A 19,693-nucleotide genomic window follows, 5' to 3' on the forward strand; every position below is an offset into this window, starting at 1 on the left:
GTGGCGTCACGGTCGACGCGAAGCCCTCGCACACGGGTCCCCGGGAGGGGTCGTCGCACCGGTCCCGGGGAGGTCAGTTCGTACGGTGTCCCGCCGCCAGTCGCACGATGTCCACACGCGACCGGATCCCCAGCTTCCGGTAGACCCGCGTGAGCGTCGCCTCGACCGTCTTCACGCTGATGTACAGCTTCCCAGCGATCTCCCTGTTGGTGGCGCCCTCCATCACCAGCTCGGCGACCTGCCGTTCCGTCGCCGCGAGCCCGGCGAGGGCGTCCAGCGCCGAGGGGGCGATCGCGGGCTGGGGCACGGGCGCCGGGGCGGCCGAGGCCTGCTCCACCTGACGCAGCCACGGCAGGGCACGGCAGCGGCGGAACAGCCGGGACGCCTCGTCGAACGCGGCCGGACCGGGCACCGGGGCCACCCCCGGGCGCGGAGCGACACCGAGTGCCTGGGGCATCGCGCGCAGGCAGGCCAGCGCATACGCGGCCCGCGCCTCCTCCAGCCCGCAGCCCAGCTTCGCCAGCCGGTCCTGCGCCGACGTCAACTGCCGTACTGCGGCGTCATGTTCACCGCGCGCGGCACGGACGAGGGCCTCGGCCCGGTCGAGGGCCGCGAGGATGCTCTCCCGGCCCAGCCGCAGCGCCCGCTGCCGGGTGACGTCGATGACGTCCTGCGCCTCGGCGATCTCCCCGACCCGCACCAGCGCCTCGGCGAGATCGGCCTGCCAGCGGCCGCGGGCCGGGTCGGTGACCCCGAGTCCCTCCTCCAACTCCCTTACCCGGCGCAGCGACTGCACGGTGCCGACCGTGTCCCCGGCCACCAACTGGGCGTGGCCGAGGGCGCCGAGGGCCCGCGAGAGGTACATCAGGTCGCCGTCCTGTTCGGCGTGCTCGGCAGCCTCCCGGGCCAGCGCCTGCGCCCGCTCCACATCGCCGCCAGCGGCCTCGGCGAGCGAGGTGAGCATGGCGGAGGCGCCCTCTCCTATACCGGAGTCCCGGGCGAGCCCGTAACCCTCGCGGGCGAGGTCGAGGGCGCGGCCGCAGTGCCCGGTGCGCAGTTCGATCTCGGCGAGGAAGCGCACGTAGTGCACCTCGCTCTCGACCATGCCGCGACGCCGCACCTCGCGCAGCAGCGCGGTGGCCGTGGCCCGGGCGTCGCCGAACTGGTCGCTCATCATCAGCCAGCGGAAACGGGTCGCGCCCGCCCCGTTGTGGTGGCAGGCCAGTTGCGGGTCCTGCGGCTCCTTCAGCGCCTTCTTGATCGTCGCGGGCGCGTCCGGGTGCCCCATCAGCGTCTCGACCTGCGCCTGATGGGCGAGCGCGAGGAGTTCGGTGCGGCGGTCACCGGCCTTCGCGGCCAGTTCCGCGGAGCGCGCGGCCTCTTCGCGGCCCCCCGCGAAGTCGCCGTCGATGACCAGCGCCCGCCAGGCCAGCTGGTAGTGGACCAGGGCGAGCAGCCGGGGGTCGTCGCCCGCGTCGGCGAGGGCCTGCGGGTACACGGCGTCGACCTCGGCGATCGACTGCCCGGCCGCCTCGATCACCACCATCCAGGCGCGGACGCGCTCGGCGGGCTCGGTGGCCCGGCTCAGCACCTCGCGGGCGATGTCCCGGGCGAGGTCGTTCTCCCCGGCGGTCAGCGCGTCCTCGGCGGCCTGGAGCCGCCGCTCGTCCGGGGAGGGCTTCGCGTCGGCCGGGGTGTGCCGGGCCGCGAGCAGACCCAGCTCGGCGGCGACCGAGGGCGCGCCCCGGTCCCGGGCGACGGCGGCGGCCTCACCGAGACGGGCGGCGACCTGCGGATCGGCGCCGGTGGTGGCCAGCGCGAGATGCCGGGCCCGCTCGATGGGGTCGACGGCGGCGGTGGACAGCGCGGCGTGGGCCGCCCGCCGCTCCTGCGCGGTGGCCTCCGCGTAGAGGGCGGCCGACACCAGCGGGTGCGCGAAGCGCACGCCGGGGCTCTCCCGCTCCGGGGACAGCAGGCCCAGCTCGACGGCCCGCGCGGTCTCCGCCTCGGCGTTCTCCCGCCCGGCCGCGCGCAGCAGGGCCAGGGTGGGCCGGGCGCCGGCGCTGGCGACCAGCAGGGTGCGGCGGGCCTCCGCCGAGAGCATGTCCAGCCGGTTCAGCACGAGGGTCCGCAGCGAGGTCGGCACCGGCAGCGGCTCGCCCGGACGGGGCGGGGTGGGGCTGTCGGCGAGGGCGCGGCCCAGCTCCAGCGCGAACAGCGGGTTGCCGCCGCTGGTGCGGTGGATGTCCCGCACGGTGGAGCGGGGCAGACCGGTGTACCCGCGGTTCTCCAGCAGCTCGGCGACATGCGCCCGGGACAGCGGGGTGACCCTGAGGGCCAGGGTGTCCGGCGGGGACGCGCGTAGATACCTGTCCTGCTCGTGGCCATGGGGGTCCGTCGAGGTGCGGACGGCGCACAGCATGCGGACCGGCATCTCGCCGAGGCGGCGGGCGGCGAACCCGAGCAGCTCGACACTGGCCGGATCCAGCCACTGCAGGTCGTCCGCGACGATCAGGACGGGGCCCTTGGCGGCCAGGGCGCGCAGGGCCGACAGGACCGCGAGACGCAGGGCCAGGCCGTCCCGCTGGAGGGTGGACTCGCCGCGTCCGGTGAGCGCGGACTCCAGGGCGGTGCGCTGGGGGGCGGGCAGCTGGTCGGAGACCTCGTCGACGACGAGGCCCAGCAGATCGGTCAGGGCGAGGAACGGCAGGTGCGACTCGGACTCGGTCGCCGAGCACCGCAGGACGGTGCGGGCCGTCGTGTCGTATTCAGCGGCCAGCGCGCGCAGGACGGTCGATTTACCGATACCGGCCGAACCGTGCACCAGGACGCTGCCGCCGCGCGCGAGCTGCTCCCGCGCCGCGGTGAACAGTTCCTCCCTGCCTATGACCAGGTCGGGGCGGGGTCTCCCAGGCTCTTTGAAGTCCCGATGCACGGGCCACCGCTCCCCTCTATGTCGTGTCCGGGCCAATATTAGGCAACCAGTCCTTGAATTTCGGAACGCAGCATGGTGTGGGAAATAACAGGAAGGGTACGGCATAAGGAATTTCACACGCCCGAAACATGAATCCCGAACCGCTGCCGGGCCGTCCCTCACCGCCCGTGCGAGCCGGCGGTGGACGCCGCCTCACCATCATCCTCCCTCCGCCCCGGCCGGCAGGGGGTGGCGCCTGGGGTGAGACCTACGGCAGCAACCCCGCCCGGCGGGCCGCGACCACCGCCTCCAGACGGGTGTGGGCCTCCAGTTTCCGCATGGCGGAGCGGAGGTAGCCCTTGACCGTCTCCGGGCGCAGACCGAGGCGATCGGCGGTGGTGGCGTTGGTCGCGCCGAGGGCCACGCAGGACAGGACGTCCAGCTCACGGGGGGTGAGAGCGATCTGTGGTCCGGAGGGCGGGGCGGGGGAGTCGGGGTCGGGGGTGTCGACGGCGGCGGCCCCCGCCAGCCGGCCGCACACCTGGAGCAGCTCCTGCCGGAGCTCCGGGTCGTCGATGCGCGGGGCCAGAGCGCGCAGCGCCACATGTGCCTCCCTGACCTCCTCCCACGCCCCGGGCGCCCCGTCCTCCGGCGGCCGTGCCGCCGCCAGCATGTTCCGGGCCTCGTCCCGCACCACCAGGGCCTGCTCCATGTCCCGCGCGGCCTCCATGGCCGCCCCGACCGTACGGTCGCCCAGCGGCTGGGGCGCGCGCAGGGCGCCGTACAGCACACCGCGCACCCGGCGCCGTACGACGATGGGCACGGCGAGCACCGAGCGGATGCCCTCGGCGGCCACGGCGGCGTCGTACTCGTGGCTGATCTGCCGCGACGAGGAGTAGTCGGTCACCCAGCAGGGACGGGCCAGCGCCACCGCCTTGCCGCCGAGCCCGTTCCCGGAGTGCACGGCCAGGCCGCTGAGCGAGGTCGTCCGGTTGCCCTGGAGTTCGCTGATGCGCAGTTGCCCGCGCCCCGGCTCGACCAGCCCGGCGAAGGCCAGCGGCAGCCCGGTGCCACGCCGTAAGCGGTTCAGCGCGCCGCGCATGTCCGCCGAACCGGATGAAGCAGGATCGACGGAACTGAAGGGATCCACTGCCACGAACTCGCCCTTTCCCCGCGGCGCACCCCCGTTCGGGGGTAGTGAGACGCGTATCACGCATTACACGATGTCAGGCGACGGTCCGGCAATGAGGAGGACACATGTCGGCGAGGACGAGCGCCACGGACGAGTTCCGGGCGGCCCGGGACTTCCTGCTGGCCCACCGCGAGGACTACGCGACGGCCTACAAGGGCTTCACCTGGCCGCGCCCGGACTTCTTCAACTGGGCACTCGACTGGTTCGACGTGATCGCACGCGGGAACGACCGCACGGCCCTGCACATCGTCGAGGAGGACGGCACCGAGACCCGGCTGACCTTCGCCGAGATGTCCGAGCGCTCCTCCCGCGTCGCGAACTGGCTGCGCGCCCAGGGGGTGCGCGCCGACCACCGGGTCCTCGTCATGCTCGGCAACCAGGCGGAGCTGTGGGAGACCGCCCTCGCCGCCATGAAGCTGCGCGCCGTCGTCATCCCCGCCACCCCGCTGCTCGGCCCCGCCGACCTGCGGGACCGCGTCGAGCGGGGCCGGGTCCGGCATGTGATCGCACGGGCCGAGGACACCCCCAAGTTCGACGAGGTGCCCGGCCGCTACACCCGGGTCGCGGTCGGCGGCGCCGTCGACGGCTGGCGCCCCTACGGGGACGCCCACGCGGCCCCCGCCGACTTCACACCGGACGGCGAGACCAACGCCTCCGACCCGCTGATGCTGTACTTCACCTCGGGCACCACCGCCCGGCCGAAGCTGGTCGAGCACACCCATGTGTCGTATCCGGTGGGCCACTTGGCGACGATGTACTGGATCGGCCTGCGACCCGGGGACGTCCACCTCAACATCTCCTCGCCCGGCTGGGCCAAGCACGCCTGGTCCAACCTCTTCGCCCCGTGGAACGCGGAGGCGACCGTCTTCATCCACAACTACACCCGCTTCGACCCCGCCCGGCTGCTGTCGGAGATGGAACGCGCGGGCGTCACCAGCTTCTGCGCCCCGCCCACCGTGTGGCGGATGCTGATCCAGGCCGACCTCACCCAGCTGCGCACCCCGCCCCGCGAGGTCGTCGCCGCGGGTGAGCCGCTGAACCCCGAGGTCATCGAGCAGGTGCGGCGGGCCTGGGGCATCACCATCCGGGACGGCTTCGGCCAGACCGAGACGGCCGTGCAGGTCTCCAACAGTCCCGGCCAGGAGTTGAAGACCGGCTCGATGGGCCGGCCGAGCCCCGGTTTCAAGGTCGTCCTCCTCGACCCCGTCTCGGGCGCCCCCGACGTCGATGAGGGCGAGATCGCGCTCGATCTGTCGGACCGCCCCGTGGGGGTGATGACCGGCTACCACGGCGACCCCGACCGCACCGCGGAGGCCATGGCGGGCGGCTACTACCGCACCGGCGACATCGGCTCCCGCGACCGGGACGGCTACATCACCTACGTGGGCCGCGCCGACGACGTGTTCAAGGCGAGCGACTACAAGATCAGCCCGTTCGAGCTGGAGAGCGCCCTGCTGGAGCACGAGGCGGTCGCCGAGGCGGCCGTCGTCCCGGCGCCGGACGAGCTGCGGCTGGCGGTACCGAAGGCGTACGTCGTGCTGGCGGCGGGCTGGGAGCCCGGACCGGACACCGCGAAGGTCCTCTTCGAGCACTCCCGGACCGTCCTCGCACCGTACAAGCGGGTCCGCCGCCTGGAGTTCGCCGACCTGCCGAAGACCGTGTCGGGCAAGATCCGCCGTATCGAGCTGCGCGAGGCCACGGCCGAGGGCTCGGACGCCGAGTACCGCGAGGAGGACTTCCGGTGAGCGGGAGCGGCGGTTCCACGAGCCTGCCGTCGTACGCGCACGGGACGAGCGGCACGGCCCTCCTCGGCGACACGATCGGCGCCAACCTCGACCGGGCGGCCGCGGCCTGGCCGGACCGGGAGGTGCTCGTCGACGTGCCGTCCGGGCGGCGCTGGACCTACGCCCGGTTCGCCGAGGACGTCGACCGGCTGGCGTACGCGCTGGTCGCGAGCGGGATCGCCAAGGGCGACCGGGTGGGCATCTGGGCGGTCAACCGCCCGGAGTGGATGCTCGTCCAGTACGCCACCGCGCGGATCGGCGCGATCATGGTGAACATCAACCCGGCCTACCGCACCCACGAGGTCGAGTACGTCCTCAACCAGGCCGGTGTCTCGCTGCTGTTCGCCTCGCTCAGCCACAAGACGAGCGACTACCGGGCGATGGTCGAGCAGGTGCGCGGGAACTGCCCGCGGCTGCGGGAGACCGTGTACCTCGGCGACCCGAGCTGGGACGAGCTGATCGCGCGCGGGACACCCGTCCCGTTCGAGGAGCTGTCCTGCGACGACCCGATCAACATCCAGTACACGTCGGGCACCACGGGCTTCCCCAAGGGGGCGACCCTCTCCCACCACAACATCCTCAACAACGGCTACTTCGTGGGCGAGTCGATCGCCTACACCGAGCGGGACCGGATCTGCGTGCCGGTCCCCTTCTACCACTGCTTCGGCATGGTCATGGGTAATCTCGCCGCCACCTCCCACGGTGCCTGCGTGGTCATCCCGGCCCCGTCCTTCGACCCGAAGGCCACCTTGGAGGCCGTCCAGCGGGAGCGCTGCACCTCCCTGTACGGCGTGCCGACGATGTTCATCGCGGAGCTGAACCTCCCCGACTTCGCCTCCTACGACCTGTCCTCCCTGCGCACGGGCATCATGGCCGGCTCGCCCTGCCCGGTGGAGGTGATGAAGCGGGTCGTCGCCGACATGCACATGGCCGAGGTGTCGATCTGCTACGGCATGACGGAGACCTCGCCCGTCTCCACCCAGACCCGGCGTGAGGACGATCTGGAGCACCGCACCGGCACCGTCGGCCGGGTCCTCCCGCACATCGAGGTGAAGATCGTCGACCCGGCCACCGGGGTCACCCGGCCCCGCGGCACGGCGGGCGAGCTGTGCACCCGGGGCTACAGCGTGATGCTCGGCTACTGGGAGGAGCCCGAGAAGACCGCCGAGGCCGTCGACGCGGGCCGGTGGATGCACACCGGGGACCTGGCGATGATGCGCGAGGACGGGTACGTCGAGATCGTCGGCCGGATCAAGGACATGATCATCCGGGGCGGTGAGAACATCTACCCGCGCGAGATCGAGGAGTTCCTGTACGGCCACCCGGCGATCGCCGACGTCCAGGTGGTCGGCGTGCCGCACGAGCGGTACGGCGAGGAGGTCCTCGCCTGCGTCATCCCGCGCGACCCCGCGCGGCCCCCCACCCTGGAGGAGCTACGGGCCTACTGTGACGGGCGGTTGGCGCACTACAAGATCCCGAGCGCGCTGCGGATCCTGGACGCCTTCCCGATGACGGTGTCGGGCAAGGTCCGCAAGATCGAGCTGAGGGAGCGGTACGCGGCCGGGTAGGAGCCGTCGCCCGGCGCTCACGTCCCCGCGCCGGTCGTGACCAGTTCCACCGCCGCGGGGTTCACCGGCTGCGGGGTGCCCGTGAGGTCCAGGACGAACAGGGCGACACCCAGGCCGTCGGCGCGGTCACGGGCCTCGTCCGCGTATCCGGCGAGCGAGAAGTACACGCAGTCGCAGGACTCGGCCATGGCGGTCAGCCACAGGCATTCCACGTCGCGCAGCGAGGCCGGCTGGACCAGTGGGTGCACCTGCACCAGGACGCCGCGTGCGGCGAGCCCGATGCCGTGGGGCTGGCGCTGGTCGGCCCGGCGGATGTCCCGGTAGCCCAGCCAGCGCAGATAGAGGGCGACGGCGGTGACCGCGTCGCGCGCGGTGCGGATGGTGACGGGCTGGAAGGTGGCGCGGGACGCGGTGCGCGGACGCGCGGGCGGTTCGACAGGCCCGCCGTCGCCGTCGTCCTCGTCGGTGCCCGGGGGAGGGGCGGCGGCCGTGACGGGGACGCGCAGCACGGTTCCGCAGGAGCAGCCCAGTTCCGGGTGGGGCCACTGGTCCGTCCGTCCGCAGCTCCCGCAGCGGACCGTCACCCAGTCCTCGTCCCAGGTGCGGTGGGTGACGCACACGGGGGCGGCGTGCCGGTTCAGGGGCGGCGCGACCGGGGTGCCGCACGCGCAGGGGTAGGCGGGGACGGCGTACGCGTGCTCCCGCCCGCAGTCCGGGCAGCGCACCGCCATGGTCTCGCTCATGTCCCACCCCACCACCGAGCTCACCGGGTCCCGTCGAACAGCCCCCTCATCGTCCTCCAGCCGCGGGCGCACCGGCAGGCGAACACCGTGACAGGTGCGGGCGATTCGGCGGACCCGCCCTTGACGGCCCCCACCCCGACTCCTACATTGCTTCCAGATAGCAGAAACTAGTTTCCGTAATGCGGAAGAGCTGAGTGAAAGCGCGTCAACGGAACACACGACCACGGAAGTGCTCGCGGCAGGGCGCGACGGGAGCGCGAGTCCGGCAGCTGAAGCAGGAGTACGCAATGGCTCGTATGACCGCTGCCCGCGCGGCAGTCGAGATCCTCAAGCGCGAGGGCGTCACCGACGCGTTCGGGGTCCCCGGCGCCGCCATCAACCCCTTCTACGCGGCCCTGAAGGCATCCGGCGGCATCCACCACACCCTCGCCCGGCATGTCGAGGGCGCCTCGCACATGGCCGAGGGCTACACCCGCACCCGCCCCGGCAACATCGGGGTCTGCGTCGGCACGTCCGGCCCCGCCGGCACCGACATGATCACCGGGCTGTACTCCGCCACCGGTGACTCCGTCCCCATCCTCTGCGTCACCGGCCAGGCACCCACGGCCGTGATCCACAAGGAGGACTTCCAGGCGGTCGACATCGCCGCCATCGCCCGCACGGTCACCAAGATGGCGGTGACCGTCCTGGAGGCGGCGCAGGTCCCCGGCGTCTTCCAGCAGGCGTTCCATCTGATGCGCTCCGGCCGCCCCGGACCGGTCCTCATCGACCTCCCGATCGACGTGCAGCTCACCGAGATCGAGTTCGACCCGGAGACGTACGAGCCGCTCCCCGTCCACAAGCCGGCCGCGACCCGCGCGCAGATCGAGAAGGCGATCGGGATGCTCAACGCCGCCGAGCGGCCGCTGATCGTCGCGGGCGGCGGTGTCATCAACGCCGACGCGAGCGAACTCCTCGTCGACTTCGCCGAGGTGACCGGGGTCCCGGTCGTGCCCACCCTCATGGGCTGGGGCGTCCTGCCCGACGACCACGAGCTGAACGCCGGCATGGTCGGTCTGCAGACCTCGCACCGCTACGGCAACGCGACCTTCCTCGCCTCCGACTTCGTCCTCGGCATCGGCAACCGCTGGGCCAACCGGCACACCGGGAAGCTGGACGTCTACACGGCCGGACGGACCTTCGTCCACGTCGACATCGAGCCCACCCAGATCGGCAGGATCTTCGCCCCCGACTACGGCATCGCCTCGGACGCCGGGGCCGCGCTGGAACTCTTCGTCCGGGTGGCGCGGGAGCTGAAGGCGCAGGGCCGGCTGCCCGACCGCTCCGCGTGGGCCGCCGAGGCACAGGACCGCAGGGCCCGCCTCCAGCGCCGTACCCACTTCGACGACATCCCGATCAAGCCGCAGCGCGTCTACGAGGAGATGAACAGGGCCTTCGGCCCCGACACCCGGTACGTCACCACCATCGGCCTCTCGCAGATCGCCGGCGCCCAGCTGCTGCACGTCCACCGCCCGCGCCACTGGATCAACTGCGGCCAGGCGGGCCCGCTCGGCTGGACCGTCCCCGCCGCGCTCGGTGTCGCCAAGGCCGACCCGGAGGCGTCCGTCGTCGCCCTCTCCGGCGACTACGACTTCCAGTTCATGATGGAGGAGCTGGCCGTCGGGGCGCAGCACCGGATCCCGTACGTCCATGTCCTGGTGAACAACTCCTACATGGGCCTCATCCGGCAGGCGCAGCGGGCCTTCGACATGGACTTCCAGGTCAACCTGGAGTTCGAGAACGTCAACTCGCCCGAGCTGGGCGTGTACGGCGTCGACCACGTCAAGGTCGCCGAGGGTCTCGGCTGCAAGGCGATCCGGGTGACCGACCCGGCGGAGCTGGGCGCCGCCTTCGAACAGGCGAAGAAGCTCGCGGCGGAGTACCGGGTGCCGGTGGTCGTGGAGGCCGTCCTGGAGCGGGTCACCAACATCGCGATGTCCACCACCAACGACATCAGCGCCGTCGTGGAGTTCGAGGAACTCGCGACCGAGCCGTGGCACGCGCCGACGTCGATCAGGACGCTGAAGGTCTGAGCCGGGAGGGCATCCGTGAGCCCGTGGAACCTGGGCGCGCTACGACCGGCAGTGGGGGCCGTGCGCCGGTGTGGCCTCGCATGATGCGAGCCGCTTTGCCACACCGCCGCACGGCCCCCGTTTCCCCCGTGCCCCCCGTTTCCCCGGATCCCGCGAACTCGCTTCCCCCGTGCTCGCGATGGTGCGCTCCCCCGTACCCACCACGGACGTTCCCCCCCCGTCGAGGCCCGCCGCCCCCGTGCCGGCGGGCCTCATGTGTCGAGGATGTGCCCGCACCCGGGGGCAGTTGAAGCCCTTCGACGGTGGTTCAGAGGTTGATTTGAGGGTTCCGTAGGCGCGCTACGCCCCGTTGCGTAGACAGGCGGGGTACGGAACACGCGCCAGGGAGGGGGAGGAGGCGGCCCAGGGCCCCGGGGTGGGGCGGGACCGCGGCGGCGCACGACGGCACGGGCCCGGCGTCCCTCACGTCGAGACGGGGAGGGCCCCTGCCTTGCGTCACCGCACTGGCGCGCACGCCGCCGCGGTCCTCGCCTGCCCGCGCACCCGCCGAACCGGATGACCCCTCATCCATGTGGTCCGGCGGGTGCGCGGACGCTGCGCACGCCCCCTGACGCATGGTCAGGGGGCGTGCGAGGTCCGGTGGTTCGGCGAAGTCGTCGGAGTTCCGGTCCGCGGCGGCGCCTGGGCGCGACAGGACAGGTGTCGGCGCCGCCGCGGACCGGAAGTGAGGTGGGCCCCGGCCGCTCGGGCTTCAGGGCCGGGCGCCGGAGAGGCGCTCCACGGCCCGCAGCAGGGCGGAGTGGTCCAGGCCCCCGTCGCCCTGCGCGCGCAGCGACGCCACCAACTGGGCCACCAGTGCGCCGACGGGCAGCGTGGCACCCACGGCGCGGGCGGCGTCGGTGACGATGCCCATGTCCTTGTGGTGCAGGTCGACACGGAAACCCGGCGCGAAGTCCCGGTTCAGGAAGTTGTCCTTCTTGCGCGTCAGCACGGTCGAGCCGGCGAGTCCGCCGTTGAGGACCTCCAGCGCCGCCCTCAGGTCCACGCCCGACTTCTCCAGGAAGACGACGGCCTCGGCGCACGCCTGGATGTTCACGGCGACCATCAGCTGGTTCGCGGCCTTGACCGTCTGCCCGGAGCCGTGCGGGCCGCACAGCACGACGGTCCTGCCGAGCGCCTGGAACAGCGGCTCGGCCTCGTCGAAGTCGGCCCGCTCGCCGCCGACCATGATGGACAGCACGGCCTCCACGGCACCGGCCTCACCGCCGGACACGGGCGCGTCGAGGACACGGACGCCCTTGTCCTTCGCGGCCCTCGCCAGATCGATCGAGGTCTGCGGGGTGATGGACGACATGTCGATCAGCAGGGCCCCGGCCCGCGCGTTCTCCAGGATGCCGTGAGGGCCGTACGCGACCGCCTCGACCTGCGGCGACGCGGGCACCATCGTGATCACGACGTCGGCGTCCCGCACGGCCTCGGCGACGGAGGCCGCCGCGGTGCCGCCGGCCGCGGTGAGCCGGTCGAGCTTGTCCTGCTCCAGGGTGTGACCCGTGACGTCGTAGCCCGCCTTGACGAGGTTCTCGGACATGGGGGAGCCCATGATGCCGAGACCTATCCAGGCGACCTTGGGAAGACTGCTGCTCATGATGAGGGTGCCTCTCTGACTGCTCTACTGCGTCCGGTCGGGGGCGCTCAGCGCGCCGCGCGGGCCTCGCGGGGGAGCCACTCGAAGGCATCGGCGCTCGGCCGGTCGCCCGGCTTGTACTCCAGGCCGACCCAGCCCTCGTAACCCGCCTCGCCCAATTGGTCGAGGAGGTCCGCCAGCGGGAGGGAGCCCGTGCCCGGCGCGCCCCGGCCCGGGTTGTCGGCGATCTGCACATGGCCCGTCCGGTCGGCGTACCGCTCGATCACCGACGACAGGTCCTCGCCGTTCATGGACAGGTGGTAGAGGTCCATCAGGAAGCGGGCGTTGCCGAGGCCCGAGGCCCGGTTCACCTTGTCGACGACGCCGACGGCGGCGGGGGCCGAGACCAGCGGGCAGAGCGGGGACTCCACCTTGTTCAGCGCCTCGATCAGCAGGATCGCGCCGATCCGGTCGGCGGCCCGCGCGGCGAGGACCAGGTTCTCCAGCGCGAGCGCGTCCTGCTCGGCGGGATCCACGCCCTCCACGCGGTTGCCGTACAGGGCGTTGAGGGCCGTGCAGCCCACCGACTCCGCGAAGCCGGCGACCACGTCGATGTTGGCGCGGAACCTCTCCGACTCCTCACCCGGCACCGACAGGGCGCCGCGGTCCGGGCCCGGCAGGCGGCCGGCGTAGAAGTTGAGCCCCGTGAGCAGGACGCCGGCGTCGTCGAGCGCGCGCCTCAGGGCGTCGAGCTCCGCCCGGTCGGGGGTGGGGGAGTCGACCCAGGGCCACCACAGTTCGACCGCCGTGAAGCCGGCCGCGGCGGCCGCCGCGGGGCGCTCCAGGAGCGGGAGTTCCGTGAAGAGGATCGACAGGTTGACGTTGAAGCGCTGCGCCGCGAATCCCATGGGGCCTCAGACGCTCCCTTCCGTGCGCTTCCGGGTGCTTCCCACTCGGCTTTCCGTAATATGGAAGTTTCTTTCTGTCTAACGGAAGACTGCCGTTCGTTGTCCGGGCTTGTCAAGAGGGGCGCGGCGGAAGACGGCACGCCGGGTTGCCCCTCGAACGGCTCAGTGCGCTGCGCCGGAGGAGGCGAGAGGGCGTGAGCGGTGTGACGGTGGTGGAAGGGATGGCCCGGCACACGAGCAGAAGGAGGGCGCGATGGCGTACGGACCGGTCGACAGCGGCACGGTGTGCCCGGACACGGGCATGGACACCGGCCTGCCGCCGGACCCGTCCGGGGGCGTCTTCGAGCGGATCGCCGCCGTCGCCGACGCCGTCCTCTACGAGGGCTACCTCCTGTACCCCTACCGGCGGTCCTCCGCCAAGAACCGCGTCCGCTGGCAGTTCGGGGTGCTGTTCCCCCGCGCGTGGGTGGAGGCCGACGGCCCTGTCGTCCCGGGTGTGTCCGGCTCGGCCGACTCCTGGTACCAGCGGACCGAGTGCCTGCTGCGCGTCCGGCGGCCCGGCGCGACCGTCCGGGTGAGGGTCCGTCATCTGCAGACGCAGCGCAAGCAGGTGGAGGAGGCCGGCCCCGACGGCGTCCACCGGGCGGTCGAGTCGCTGCGGACCGACGACGGCACGGTCCATCTGACCTTCGACGAAGCGGTCCCGCGTGAGACCGACGTCGTCGTCCCGCTGGAGGACCTGCTGCGCGGCGAGCGCACCGTCCCGGCGGTGTCGGCGGCAGGTGAGGACATCGAGCCGCTGCCCGGTGGCGCCGGGCGGGTGGTGCGACGCCGTGAGGAGGTGACGGCGAGCGTCACCCTGACGGCCGAGCGGATCGCGGACGGCCTCTGCCGGCTCCGTGTGCGCACCGCGAACGCCGGGAGCGGCCCGGCGCCCCGCGCGCCCCGCGACGAGGCGCTGCGCCGGGCCCTCGTCGCCACCCACACGCTCATCGGCGGTGACGGCGTGGAGTTCGTCTCGCTGATCGACCCGCCGGCGGAGCTGGACGGCCACGCGCGGGCCTGCCGTAACGAGTTCACTTTCCCCGTCCTCGCCGACGAGCCCCCCACCGCGCCCGTCGTGCTCTCCGCGCCGATCATCCTGCCCGACCATCCCCAGGTGGCCCCGGAGAGCCCGGGGGACCTGCACGACGCCGCGGAGATCGACGAGATCCTCACGCTGCGCACCATGTTGCTGACCGACGACGAGAAACGGGAGGCACGCGCCACCGACGCGCGGGCCGCCGCGATCCTCGACCGCGTCGACACCATGCCCCCGGAGGTCTTCGCCCGCCTCCACGGAGCGGTCCGCTCCCTGACCCCGGCCCCCGCCCCGACGGCCGCGCGCACGGCCACCGCCCCGACGGCCGCGCCCCCGGCCCCCGCCCCGACGGCCGCGCCCCCGGCCCCCGCGCCCCCCTTCGCCGCTCCCGCGACGTCCCCGGCGTCCGGGGCCGAGCGGCCCGTGTGGTGGCAGGAGGGGGCTGACGACGGGCTCTCGCCGACCACGGAGACCGTGCTCGTCGACGGTGTGCCGGTCGGCGGTGGCAGCCGCGTCCGGCTCCGGCCCCGCAGGAGCGCCGACGCCCAGGACATGTTCCTGGCCGGGCGCACCGCGGAGGTGGCCGCCGTCTTCCACGACGTCGACGGCAGCGTGCACCTCGCCGTCACCCTCGACGACGACCCCGCGTCCGAACTGCACACCTGGTACGGCCGCTTCCTGTACTTCCGGCCCGACGAGCTCGAACCACTGGAGCCCGCCGCATCCCCGGACGAGCCGTCGAAACCGGCTCCCGCCGCAGCCCCGGCGCGGCACACGACCGACTCCGAGACCCACCGCACCGGAGGCCGATGACATGACCACCAGCAGCAGTACCACCGAAGTCAGCGAGGAACCCAGCCGAGCCGAGGACCGTGAGGGCTTCGACGAGATCACGATCCTGTGGATCTCCGAGGGCATGAGCTGCGACGGCGACACGGTCTCGCTGACCGCCGCCGGCCAGCCCTCCATCGAGGACGTGGTCCTCGGGCTGATCCCCGGCCTGCCGAAGGTGAACCTCGTCAACAAGGTGCTGTCCCCGAGCCTGGGCGGCGAGGACTTCCTCGCCCCCTACCGGGCGGCGGCACGCGGCGACCTGGCCCCCTTCATCCTCGTCATCGAGGGCTCGATCCCCAACCAGAACATCATCGAGGGCGACGGCTACTGGACGTCCTTCGGCAACGACCCGGAGACCGGGGAGCCGCAGACCCTCAACTGGTGGATCGACCAACTCGCCCCCAAGGCATGGGCCGTGGTCGCCGCCGGCACCTGCGCCACCTTCGGCGGCATCCACGCCATGTCCGGCAACCCGACCGGATGCATGGGCCTCGCCGACTACCTGGGCTGGGACTACACCTCCCAGGGCGGGCTGCCCGTGGTCAACGTGCCCGGCTGCCCGATCCAGCCCGAGAACTTCATGGAGACCCTGGTCTGGGTCCTCTACCACGCGGCCGGCTCCGCGCCCCCGCCCCCGCTGGACCACATGCTGCGACCGCAGTGGCTGTTCGGCAAGACGGTCCACGAGGGCTGCGACCGGGGCGCGTACTACGAGCAGGCCGGCTTCGCCAAGGACTACAACTCGCCCAAGTGCCTGGTGAAGACCGGCTGCTGGGGTCCCGTGGTCAACTGCAACGTGCCCAAGCGCGGCTGGATGGCCGGCATCGGCGGCTGCCCGAACGTCGGCGGCATCTGCATCGGCTGCACCATGCCCGGCTTCCCCGACGCGTTCATGCCGTTCATGGACGAACCGCCGGGCGGAACCCTGTCGTCGCTGGCCATCAAGCCGTACGGGGCCGTCATCCGCCGGCTGCGCGGCATGACCAACGAGCTGGTCAACCACGAGCCCAGGTGGCGCCACAACAAGCGCAAGCTGACCAGCGGCTACAACCCGCGCTACCGCCCCTGACGCCGGGCACGCACGGCGTTCCACCGCCGCGCCCCCGGCCACCCCGTACCCCCAGTACCGCACGAACCCAAGCGACTTCCATCACCCCCACCCACACCACGCCGACAGCGAGGGGCAGCACCGCACATGACCACCACCGAGGCCCGGCCCACCGAGCGCAAGCCGCCACAACTCGTGGACATGTCCTGGGATCCGATCACCCGGATCATCGGGAACCTGGGCATCTACACGAAGATCGACTTCGCCAACCGGGAAGTCGTGGAATGCCACAGCACCTCGTCGCTGTTCCGCGGCTACTCGGTGTTCATGAAGGGCAAGGACCCCCGGGACGCGGGCTTCATCACGTCCCGGATCTGCGGCATCTGCGGCGACAACCACACCACCTGCTCCGACTACGCCCAGCAGATGGCCTACGGCGTCAAGCCGCCCCCGCTGGCCGACTACATCGTCAACCTCGGTGAGGCGGCCGAGTACATCTTCGACCACACGATCTTCCAGGACAACCTGGTCTTCGTGGACTTCTGCGAGGCGATGGTCAAGTCCACCAACCCCGGTGTGCTGGCCCGCGCCGAGAGCACCTCGGCACCCCGCGGCGACATCCACGGCTACCGCACCATCGCCGACATCATGCGGGCCTTCAACCCCTTCGAGGGCGAGGTCTACAAGGAGGCCCTGAAGGTCAGCCGCATCACGCGTGAGATGTTCTGCCTGATGGAGGGGCGGCACGTCCACCCGTCCACGCTGTACCCGGGCGGCGTCGGCACGATGCCGCAGCCGACCACCTTCACCGACTACCTCAGCCGGCTCATGCGGGTCATCGACTTCGTGAAGAAGGCCGTCGCCATGAACGACGACGTCTTCGACTTCTTCTACGAGGCGCTGCCCGGCTACGAGGAGGTCGGCCGCCGCCGTGTCCTGCTGGGCTGCTGGGGTGCCTTCCAGGACCCCATGACCGTCGACTACCGCTACGAGACCATGAACACCTGGGGCAAGCAGATGTACGTCACCCCGGGCGTCATCGTCGACGGCGAACTCGTCACCAACAACCTCATCGACATCAACCTCGGCCTGCGCATCATGCTGGGCAGTTCGTACTACGAGGACTGGGTCAACGAGCAGCCGTTCGTCACGCACGACCCGCTCGGCAACCCCGTCGACATGCGCCACCCGTGGAACCAGACCACCGTCCCGGTGCCGCAGAAGCGGAACTTCGACGACAAGTACAGCTGGGTCATGAGCCCTCGCTGGCTCGACCCGCGCACCGGCGACCACCTCGCCCTCGACACCGGCGGCGGCCCCCTCGCCCGGCTGTGGTCGACCGCGCTGAGCGGCCTCGTCGACACCCCGTACGTCAAGGCCACCGGCCACAGCGTGCGCATCTCCCTGCCCAAGGGCGAGAAGCTGCCGGAGACGACGTTCGAGTGGCGCATCCCGCAGTGGAGCAACACCATCGAACGCGACCGCGCCCGGCCGTACTTCGTCGCCTACGCGGCCGCGATGGCCCTCCAGTTCCTGGAGGAGGCCATGGGGCTGGTGCGGGCCGGCGAGACCAAGGTGTTCGAGAACTTCGAGGTGCCCGACGAGGCGATCGGCTGCGGCTTCCACGAGGCCGTGCGCGGTGTCCTCTCCCACCACCTGGTGATCAAGGACAAGAAGATCGCCAACTACCACCCGTACCCGCCCACCCCGTGGAACGCCAGCCCGCGCGACAAGTTCGGCACCCCCGGCCCGTACGAGGACGCCGTCCAGGGCCAGCCGATCTTCGAGGAGAACGGGCCCGACGACTTCAAGGGCATCGACATCATGCGCACCGTGCGCAGCTTCGACCCCTGCCTGCCGTGCGGCGTCCACATGTACGTCGGCAAGGGCAAGACCCTCACCACACTCCACTCGCCGACGTACGGGGCGAACCATGGCTGAGGCCGCCGCCCCCGCACGGCTCGCGGACCCGGACGTCGAGGCACGGCTCGCCCGCCTCGACGAGCTGCTGGAGGAGGTCGGTTCCGCGCCCGGCCCGGCGACCCGCTCCGCCACCGAGGCGGTACGGCTGCTGACCGAGGTCTACGGCGAGGCCCTCGCCCGGGTCCTGGACCACGCGGACGCTCCGCTCGCCGAACGCCTCGCCGACGACGAACTGCTGGGCCATCTGCTGGTCCTGCACGACATCCACCCCGAGCCCCCCGAGCAGCGGGCGGCCCGCGCGGTCGAGCGCCTGCGGCCCGCCGTCCGGGAGCGCGGCGGCGACGTCGAATGGGCCGGCGTGGACGGGGACGTGGCCCGGGTCCGCCTGACGTCGGGCGGCGGCTGCGGATCCGGGTGCGGCGGCGGAGGGGGCGGCGGCGACGTGACTACCGCCGTCCGCGAGGCGGTGCTCGCCATGGCTCCCGAGCTGACGGCGGTGGAGCCGGTCGCGGAGGCCCCGCCCCCGGCGTTCGTGCCGCTGACCACACTCAAGCGCCGGGGCACCCCGTGACCACCGAGGGAGCGCTGGCCCGCCTCATCCGCTCCTCGGCCGACCGTTCCTCGGCGGCCGGGGCGGAGGTGTGCGACCTGTGCGCCGCACCGGTCGCCGACGAGCACGCCCACCTCTACGACACCGGGCAGGCGGAGGTGCGCTGCGTGTGCGGCCCCTGCTCGGTGCTGTTCGCCGACGCCAAGGCGGCGGAGGGCCACCACCGGCTCGTGCCCCGGCGCAGGGTGCGGCTGCCCCACCTGGACACGGCCGTCCTGGGCGTCCCGGTCGGCCTGGTCTTCTTCGTGCCCCGGACGGACGGCACGGTCACCGCCGAGGGCCCCAGCCCCGCGGGCGCCATGCGGTGGGAGGTGGAGGCCTCGGCCTGGGAACAGCTGACCAGGACGTGTCCGCAGCTCGCCGGCGTGGAACCCGATGTGGAGGCCCTGCTGGTGAACACCGTCCACGGGCTCGACCACCACTGGATCGTGCCGATCGACGACTGCTACCGCATGGTCGCCCTCGTACGCCGCGAGTGGCGCGGCCTGTCCGGCGGCGGCCGGGTCTGGCCGGCCGTCGAGGAATTCTTCGAGGACCTCACCGAGCGGTCATGACCACGCACTCCGCCGGTCGGAGGCGAGGAAGGAGAACACCCATGGGCAGCATCAGAGTGGGCCGGGCCCAGGCCAGGCCCGACACGCCCCGGCACGTCATGGGCATGCACCAGGGCAACCGGGGACCGTACAAGAACCAGAAGGGACACCACGAGGACGGCACCGCCGACGCGCGCCGTTCCACCGGGATCCACTGGAAGCGGCATGACACCCTCGCGGAGACCATGCCGAACATCTCACCCGGATGAGACAGCAGGGAGTCGCCGCAATGAAGACGTACATGCGCGTACGAAGGCCGGGCGCCGTCAGGAGACGGGGCGGGATGACCGGGCAGCGGGTCCTGAAGGCCGAGGCCGCCCTGGTCGGCGGCCTGGCCCTGGGGCTGCTCCTGTGGGAGCTGCCGAGCCTGCGGCGGGAGGCGCGGATCTGGCGGATGGCCGGCGGTTTCCGCGCCGGCCACCGGTACCCGTGAGCCGGCCGTGCACGAACTGTCGATCGCGACCGCGATCATCGAACGGGCCGATGAGCTGGCCCGTGCGGACGGCACGGACTCCGTCTCGGCGGTGACCGTCCGGGTCGGGGAGCTGGCGGGCGTCGTCCCCGACGCCCTCGGCTTCGCCTTCGAGGTGGCCCGCGACGGCACTGCCCTCGCCGGCGCCCGGCTCCTGGTCGAGCAGGTCCCCGCACAGGCGTGGTGCGACCCGTGCGCCGAGGAGTTCGCGGTGGGCATGCCGCCGTTCTTCTGGTGCCCGCGCTGCGACCGGCCCTCCACCGAGCTGCGCAGCGGCCGGGAACTGGAGATCGCCGCGATCGAACCGGCCCCCGCATAGTCCGAGGC

At 72.3% G+C, this 19,693-nt stretch carries 16 protein-coding genes; 11 read left to right on the top strand and 5 right to left on the bottom strand.

All coding sequences use genetic code 11. The annotated features are described in order from the left end of the window. Nucleotides 1-73: 73 nt before the first annotated feature. Both ACZ4Z2_RS20435 and ACZ4Z2_RS20440 read right to left on the bottom strand, forming a co-directional pair. Entirely contained in the window at nucleotides 74-2,935 is a 2,862-nt protein-coding gene (locus tag ACZ4Z2_RS20435; protein WP_468077920.1) for a helix-turn-helix transcriptional regulator, read from the bottom strand. A gap of 247 nt (nucleotides 2,936-3,182) precedes the next feature. Then, entirely contained in the window at nucleotides 3,183-4,016 is an 834-nt protein-coding gene (locus ACZ4Z2_RS20440; RefSeq protein WP_468077922.1) for a LuxR C-terminal-related transcriptional regulator, read from the bottom strand. Between the two features lie 155 nt (nucleotides 4,017-4,171). On the opposite strand from ACZ4Z2_RS20440, the gene ACZ4Z2_RS20445 reads away from it, so the two are divergent. Together ACZ4Z2_RS20445 and ACZ4Z2_RS20450 are read left to right on the top strand one after the other, a co-directional pair. Continuing rightward, entirely contained in the window at nucleotides 4,172-5,851 is a 1,680-nt protein-coding gene (locus ACZ4Z2_RS20445) for an AMP-binding protein (protein ID WP_468077924.1), read from the top strand. A 23-nt stretch (nucleotides 5,852-5,874) separates the two neighbouring features. After that, the gene (locus tag ACZ4Z2_RS20450) at nucleotides 5,875-7,458 is read left to right on the top strand and encodes an AMP-binding protein (RefSeq protein WP_468078142.1); all 1,584 of its coding nucleotides are present in this window, start codon (nucleotides 5,875-5,877) and stop codon (nucleotides 7,456-7,458) included. A 17-nt stretch (nucleotides 7,459-7,475) separates the two neighbouring features. On the opposite strand, the gene ACZ4Z2_RS20455 is transcribed toward ACZ4Z2_RS20450, so the two are convergent. Continuing rightward, a complete protein-coding gene (locus tag ACZ4Z2_RS20455; RefSeq protein WP_468077926.1) occupies nucleotides 7,476-8,201 on the bottom strand; it encodes a hypothetical protein in 726 nt (241 codons plus the stop codon). Nucleotides 8,202-8,488: 287 nt separating this feature from the next. On the opposite strand from ACZ4Z2_RS20455, the gene gcl reads away from it, so the two are divergent. Continuing rightward, complete coding sequence (gcl, locus tag ACZ4Z2_RS20460) at nucleotides 8,489-10,273, top strand: glyoxylate carboligase (RefSeq protein WP_468077927.1); 1,785 nt, start codon at nucleotides 8,489-8,491, stop codon at nucleotides 10,271-10,273. Between the two features lie 751 nt (nucleotides 10,274-11,024). On the opposite strand, the gene ACZ4Z2_RS20465 is transcribed toward gcl, so the two are convergent. Next, nucleotides 11,025-11,918 (bottom strand): 2-hydroxy-3-oxopropionate reductase, encoded by an 894-nt coding sequence (locus tag ACZ4Z2_RS20465; RefSeq protein WP_468077929.1) that lies wholly within the window; start codon nucleotides 11,916-11,918, stop codon nucleotides 11,025-11,027. 47 nt (nucleotides 11,919-11,965) lie between these two features. Beyond that, nucleotides 11,966-12,805: a TIM barrel protein gene (locus ACZ4Z2_RS20470; protein ID WP_468077931.1), complete on the bottom strand. Its 840-nt coding sequence runs from the start codon at nucleotides 12,803-12,805 to the stop codon at nucleotides 11,966-11,968. A 253-nt stretch (nucleotides 12,806-13,058) separates the two neighbouring features. Between ACZ4Z2_RS20470 and ACZ4Z2_RS20475 the strand changes: the two genes are divergently transcribed. The 8 genes from ACZ4Z2_RS20475 to hypA all read left to right on the top strand — a co-directional run bounded on the left by ACZ4Z2_RS20475 (nucleotide 13,059) and on the right by hypA (nucleotide 19,685). Then, entirely contained in the window at nucleotides 13,059-14,699 is a 1,641-nt protein-coding gene (locus ACZ4Z2_RS20475; RefSeq protein ID WP_468077933.1) for a hypothetical protein, read from the top strand. 1 nt (nucleotide 14,700) lies between these two features. Beyond that, nucleotides 14,701-15,789 carry an NADH-quinone oxidoreductase subunit B family protein gene (locus ACZ4Z2_RS20480; protein WP_468077935.1) on the top strand — a complete coding sequence of 363 codons (1,089 nt, stop codon included), beginning with the start codon at nucleotides 14,701-14,703 and terminating at the stop codon, nucleotides 15,787-15,789. 126 nt (nucleotides 15,790-15,915) lie between these two features. Continuing rightward, entirely contained in the window at nucleotides 15,916-17,709 is a 1,794-nt protein-coding gene (locus tag ACZ4Z2_RS20485) for a nickel-dependent hydrogenase large subunit (RefSeq protein WP_468077937.1), read from the top strand. Then, nucleotides 17,702-18,262: a NifU family protein gene (locus ACZ4Z2_RS20490; RefSeq protein WP_468077939.1), complete on the top strand. Its 561-nt coding sequence runs from the start codon at nucleotides 17,702-17,704 to the stop codon at nucleotides 18,260-18,262. The genes ACZ4Z2_RS20485 and ACZ4Z2_RS20490 overlap by 8 nt, the downstream gene beginning before the upstream one ends. Further along, complete coding sequence (locus ACZ4Z2_RS20495; protein WP_468077940.1) at nucleotides 18,259-18,855, top strand: DUF5947 family protein; 597 nt, start codon at nucleotides 18,259-18,261, stop codon at nucleotides 18,853-18,855. The genes ACZ4Z2_RS20490 and ACZ4Z2_RS20495 overlap by 4 nt, the downstream gene beginning before the upstream one ends. A 41-nt stretch (nucleotides 18,856-18,896) precedes the next feature. Continuing rightward, nucleotides 18,897-19,103 carry a hypothetical protein gene (locus tag ACZ4Z2_RS20500; RefSeq protein ID WP_468077942.1) on the top strand — a complete coding sequence of 69 codons (207 nt, stop codon included), beginning with the start codon at nucleotides 18,897-18,899 and terminating at the stop codon, nucleotides 19,101-19,103. A gap of 74 nt (nucleotides 19,104-19,177) precedes the next feature. Next, entirely contained in the window at nucleotides 19,178-19,327 is a 150-nt protein-coding gene (locus tag ACZ4Z2_RS20505) for a hypothetical protein (protein WP_468077944.1), read from the top strand. Between the two features lie 7 nt (nucleotides 19,328-19,334). Further along, complete coding sequence (gene hypA, locus ACZ4Z2_RS20510; RefSeq protein ID WP_468077946.1) at nucleotides 19,335-19,685, top strand: hydrogenase maturation nickel metallochaperone HypA; 351 nt, start codon at nucleotides 19,335-19,337, stop codon at nucleotides 19,683-19,685. Nucleotides 19,686-19,693 lie beyond the last annotated feature (8 nt).

This window comes from Streptomyces sp. NPDC030183 (genome assembly GCF_055573455.1).

What these genes read in the sequence shown, in the direction of transcription:
- ACZ4Z2_RS20440 (WP_468077922.1), bottom strand. Translation starts at nt 4,016, where the DNA reads ATGCGCGGCGCGCTGAACCGCTTACGGCGTGGCACCGGGCTGCCGCTG.
- ACZ4Z2_RS20485 (WP_468077937.1), top strand. Translation starts at nt 15,916, where the DNA reads ATGACCACCACCGAGGCCCGGCCCACCGAGCGCAAGCCGCCACAACTC.
- ACZ4Z2_RS20445 (WP_468077924.1), top strand. Translation starts at nt 4,172, where the DNA reads ATGTCGGCGAGGACGAGCGCCACGGACGAGTTCCGGGCGGCCCGGGAC.
- ACZ4Z2_RS20505 (WP_468077944.1), top strand. Translation starts at nt 19,178, where the DNA reads ATGACCGGGCAGCGGGTCCTGAAGGCCGAGGCCGCCCTGGTCGGCGGC.
- ACZ4Z2_RS20500 (WP_468077942.1), top strand. Translation starts at nt 18,897, where the DNA reads ATGGGCAGCATCAGAGTGGGCCGGGCCCAGGCCAGGCCCGACACGCCC.
- ACZ4Z2_RS20490 (WP_468077939.1), top strand. Translation starts at nt 17,702, where the DNA reads ATGGCTGAGGCCGCCGCCCCCGCACGGCTCGCGGACCCGGACGTCGAG.
- ACZ4Z2_RS20480 (WP_468077935.1), top strand. Translation starts at nt 14,701, where the DNA reads ATGACCACCAGCAGCAGTACCACCGAAGTCAGCGAGGAACCCAGCCGA.
- gcl (WP_468077927.1), top strand. Translation starts at nt 8,489, where the DNA reads ATGGCTCGTATGACCGCTGCCCGCGCGGCAGTCGAGATCCTCAAGCGC.
- ACZ4Z2_RS20465 (WP_468077929.1), bottom strand. Translation starts at nt 11,918, where the DNA reads ATGAGCAGCAGTCTTCCCAAGGTCGCCTGGATAGGTCTCGGCATCATG.
- ACZ4Z2_RS20470 (WP_468077931.1), bottom strand. Translation starts at nt 12,805, where the DNA reads ATGGGATTCGCGGCGCAGCGCTTCAACGTCAACCTGTCGATCCTCTTC.
- ACZ4Z2_RS20455 (WP_468077926.1), bottom strand. Translation starts at nt 8,201, where the DNA reads ATGAGCGAGACCATGGCGGTGCGCTGCCCGGACTGCGGGCGGGAGCAC.
- ACZ4Z2_RS20475 (WP_468077933.1), top strand. Translation starts at nt 13,059, where the DNA reads ATGGCGTACGGACCGGTCGACAGCGGCACGGTGTGCCCGGACACGGGC.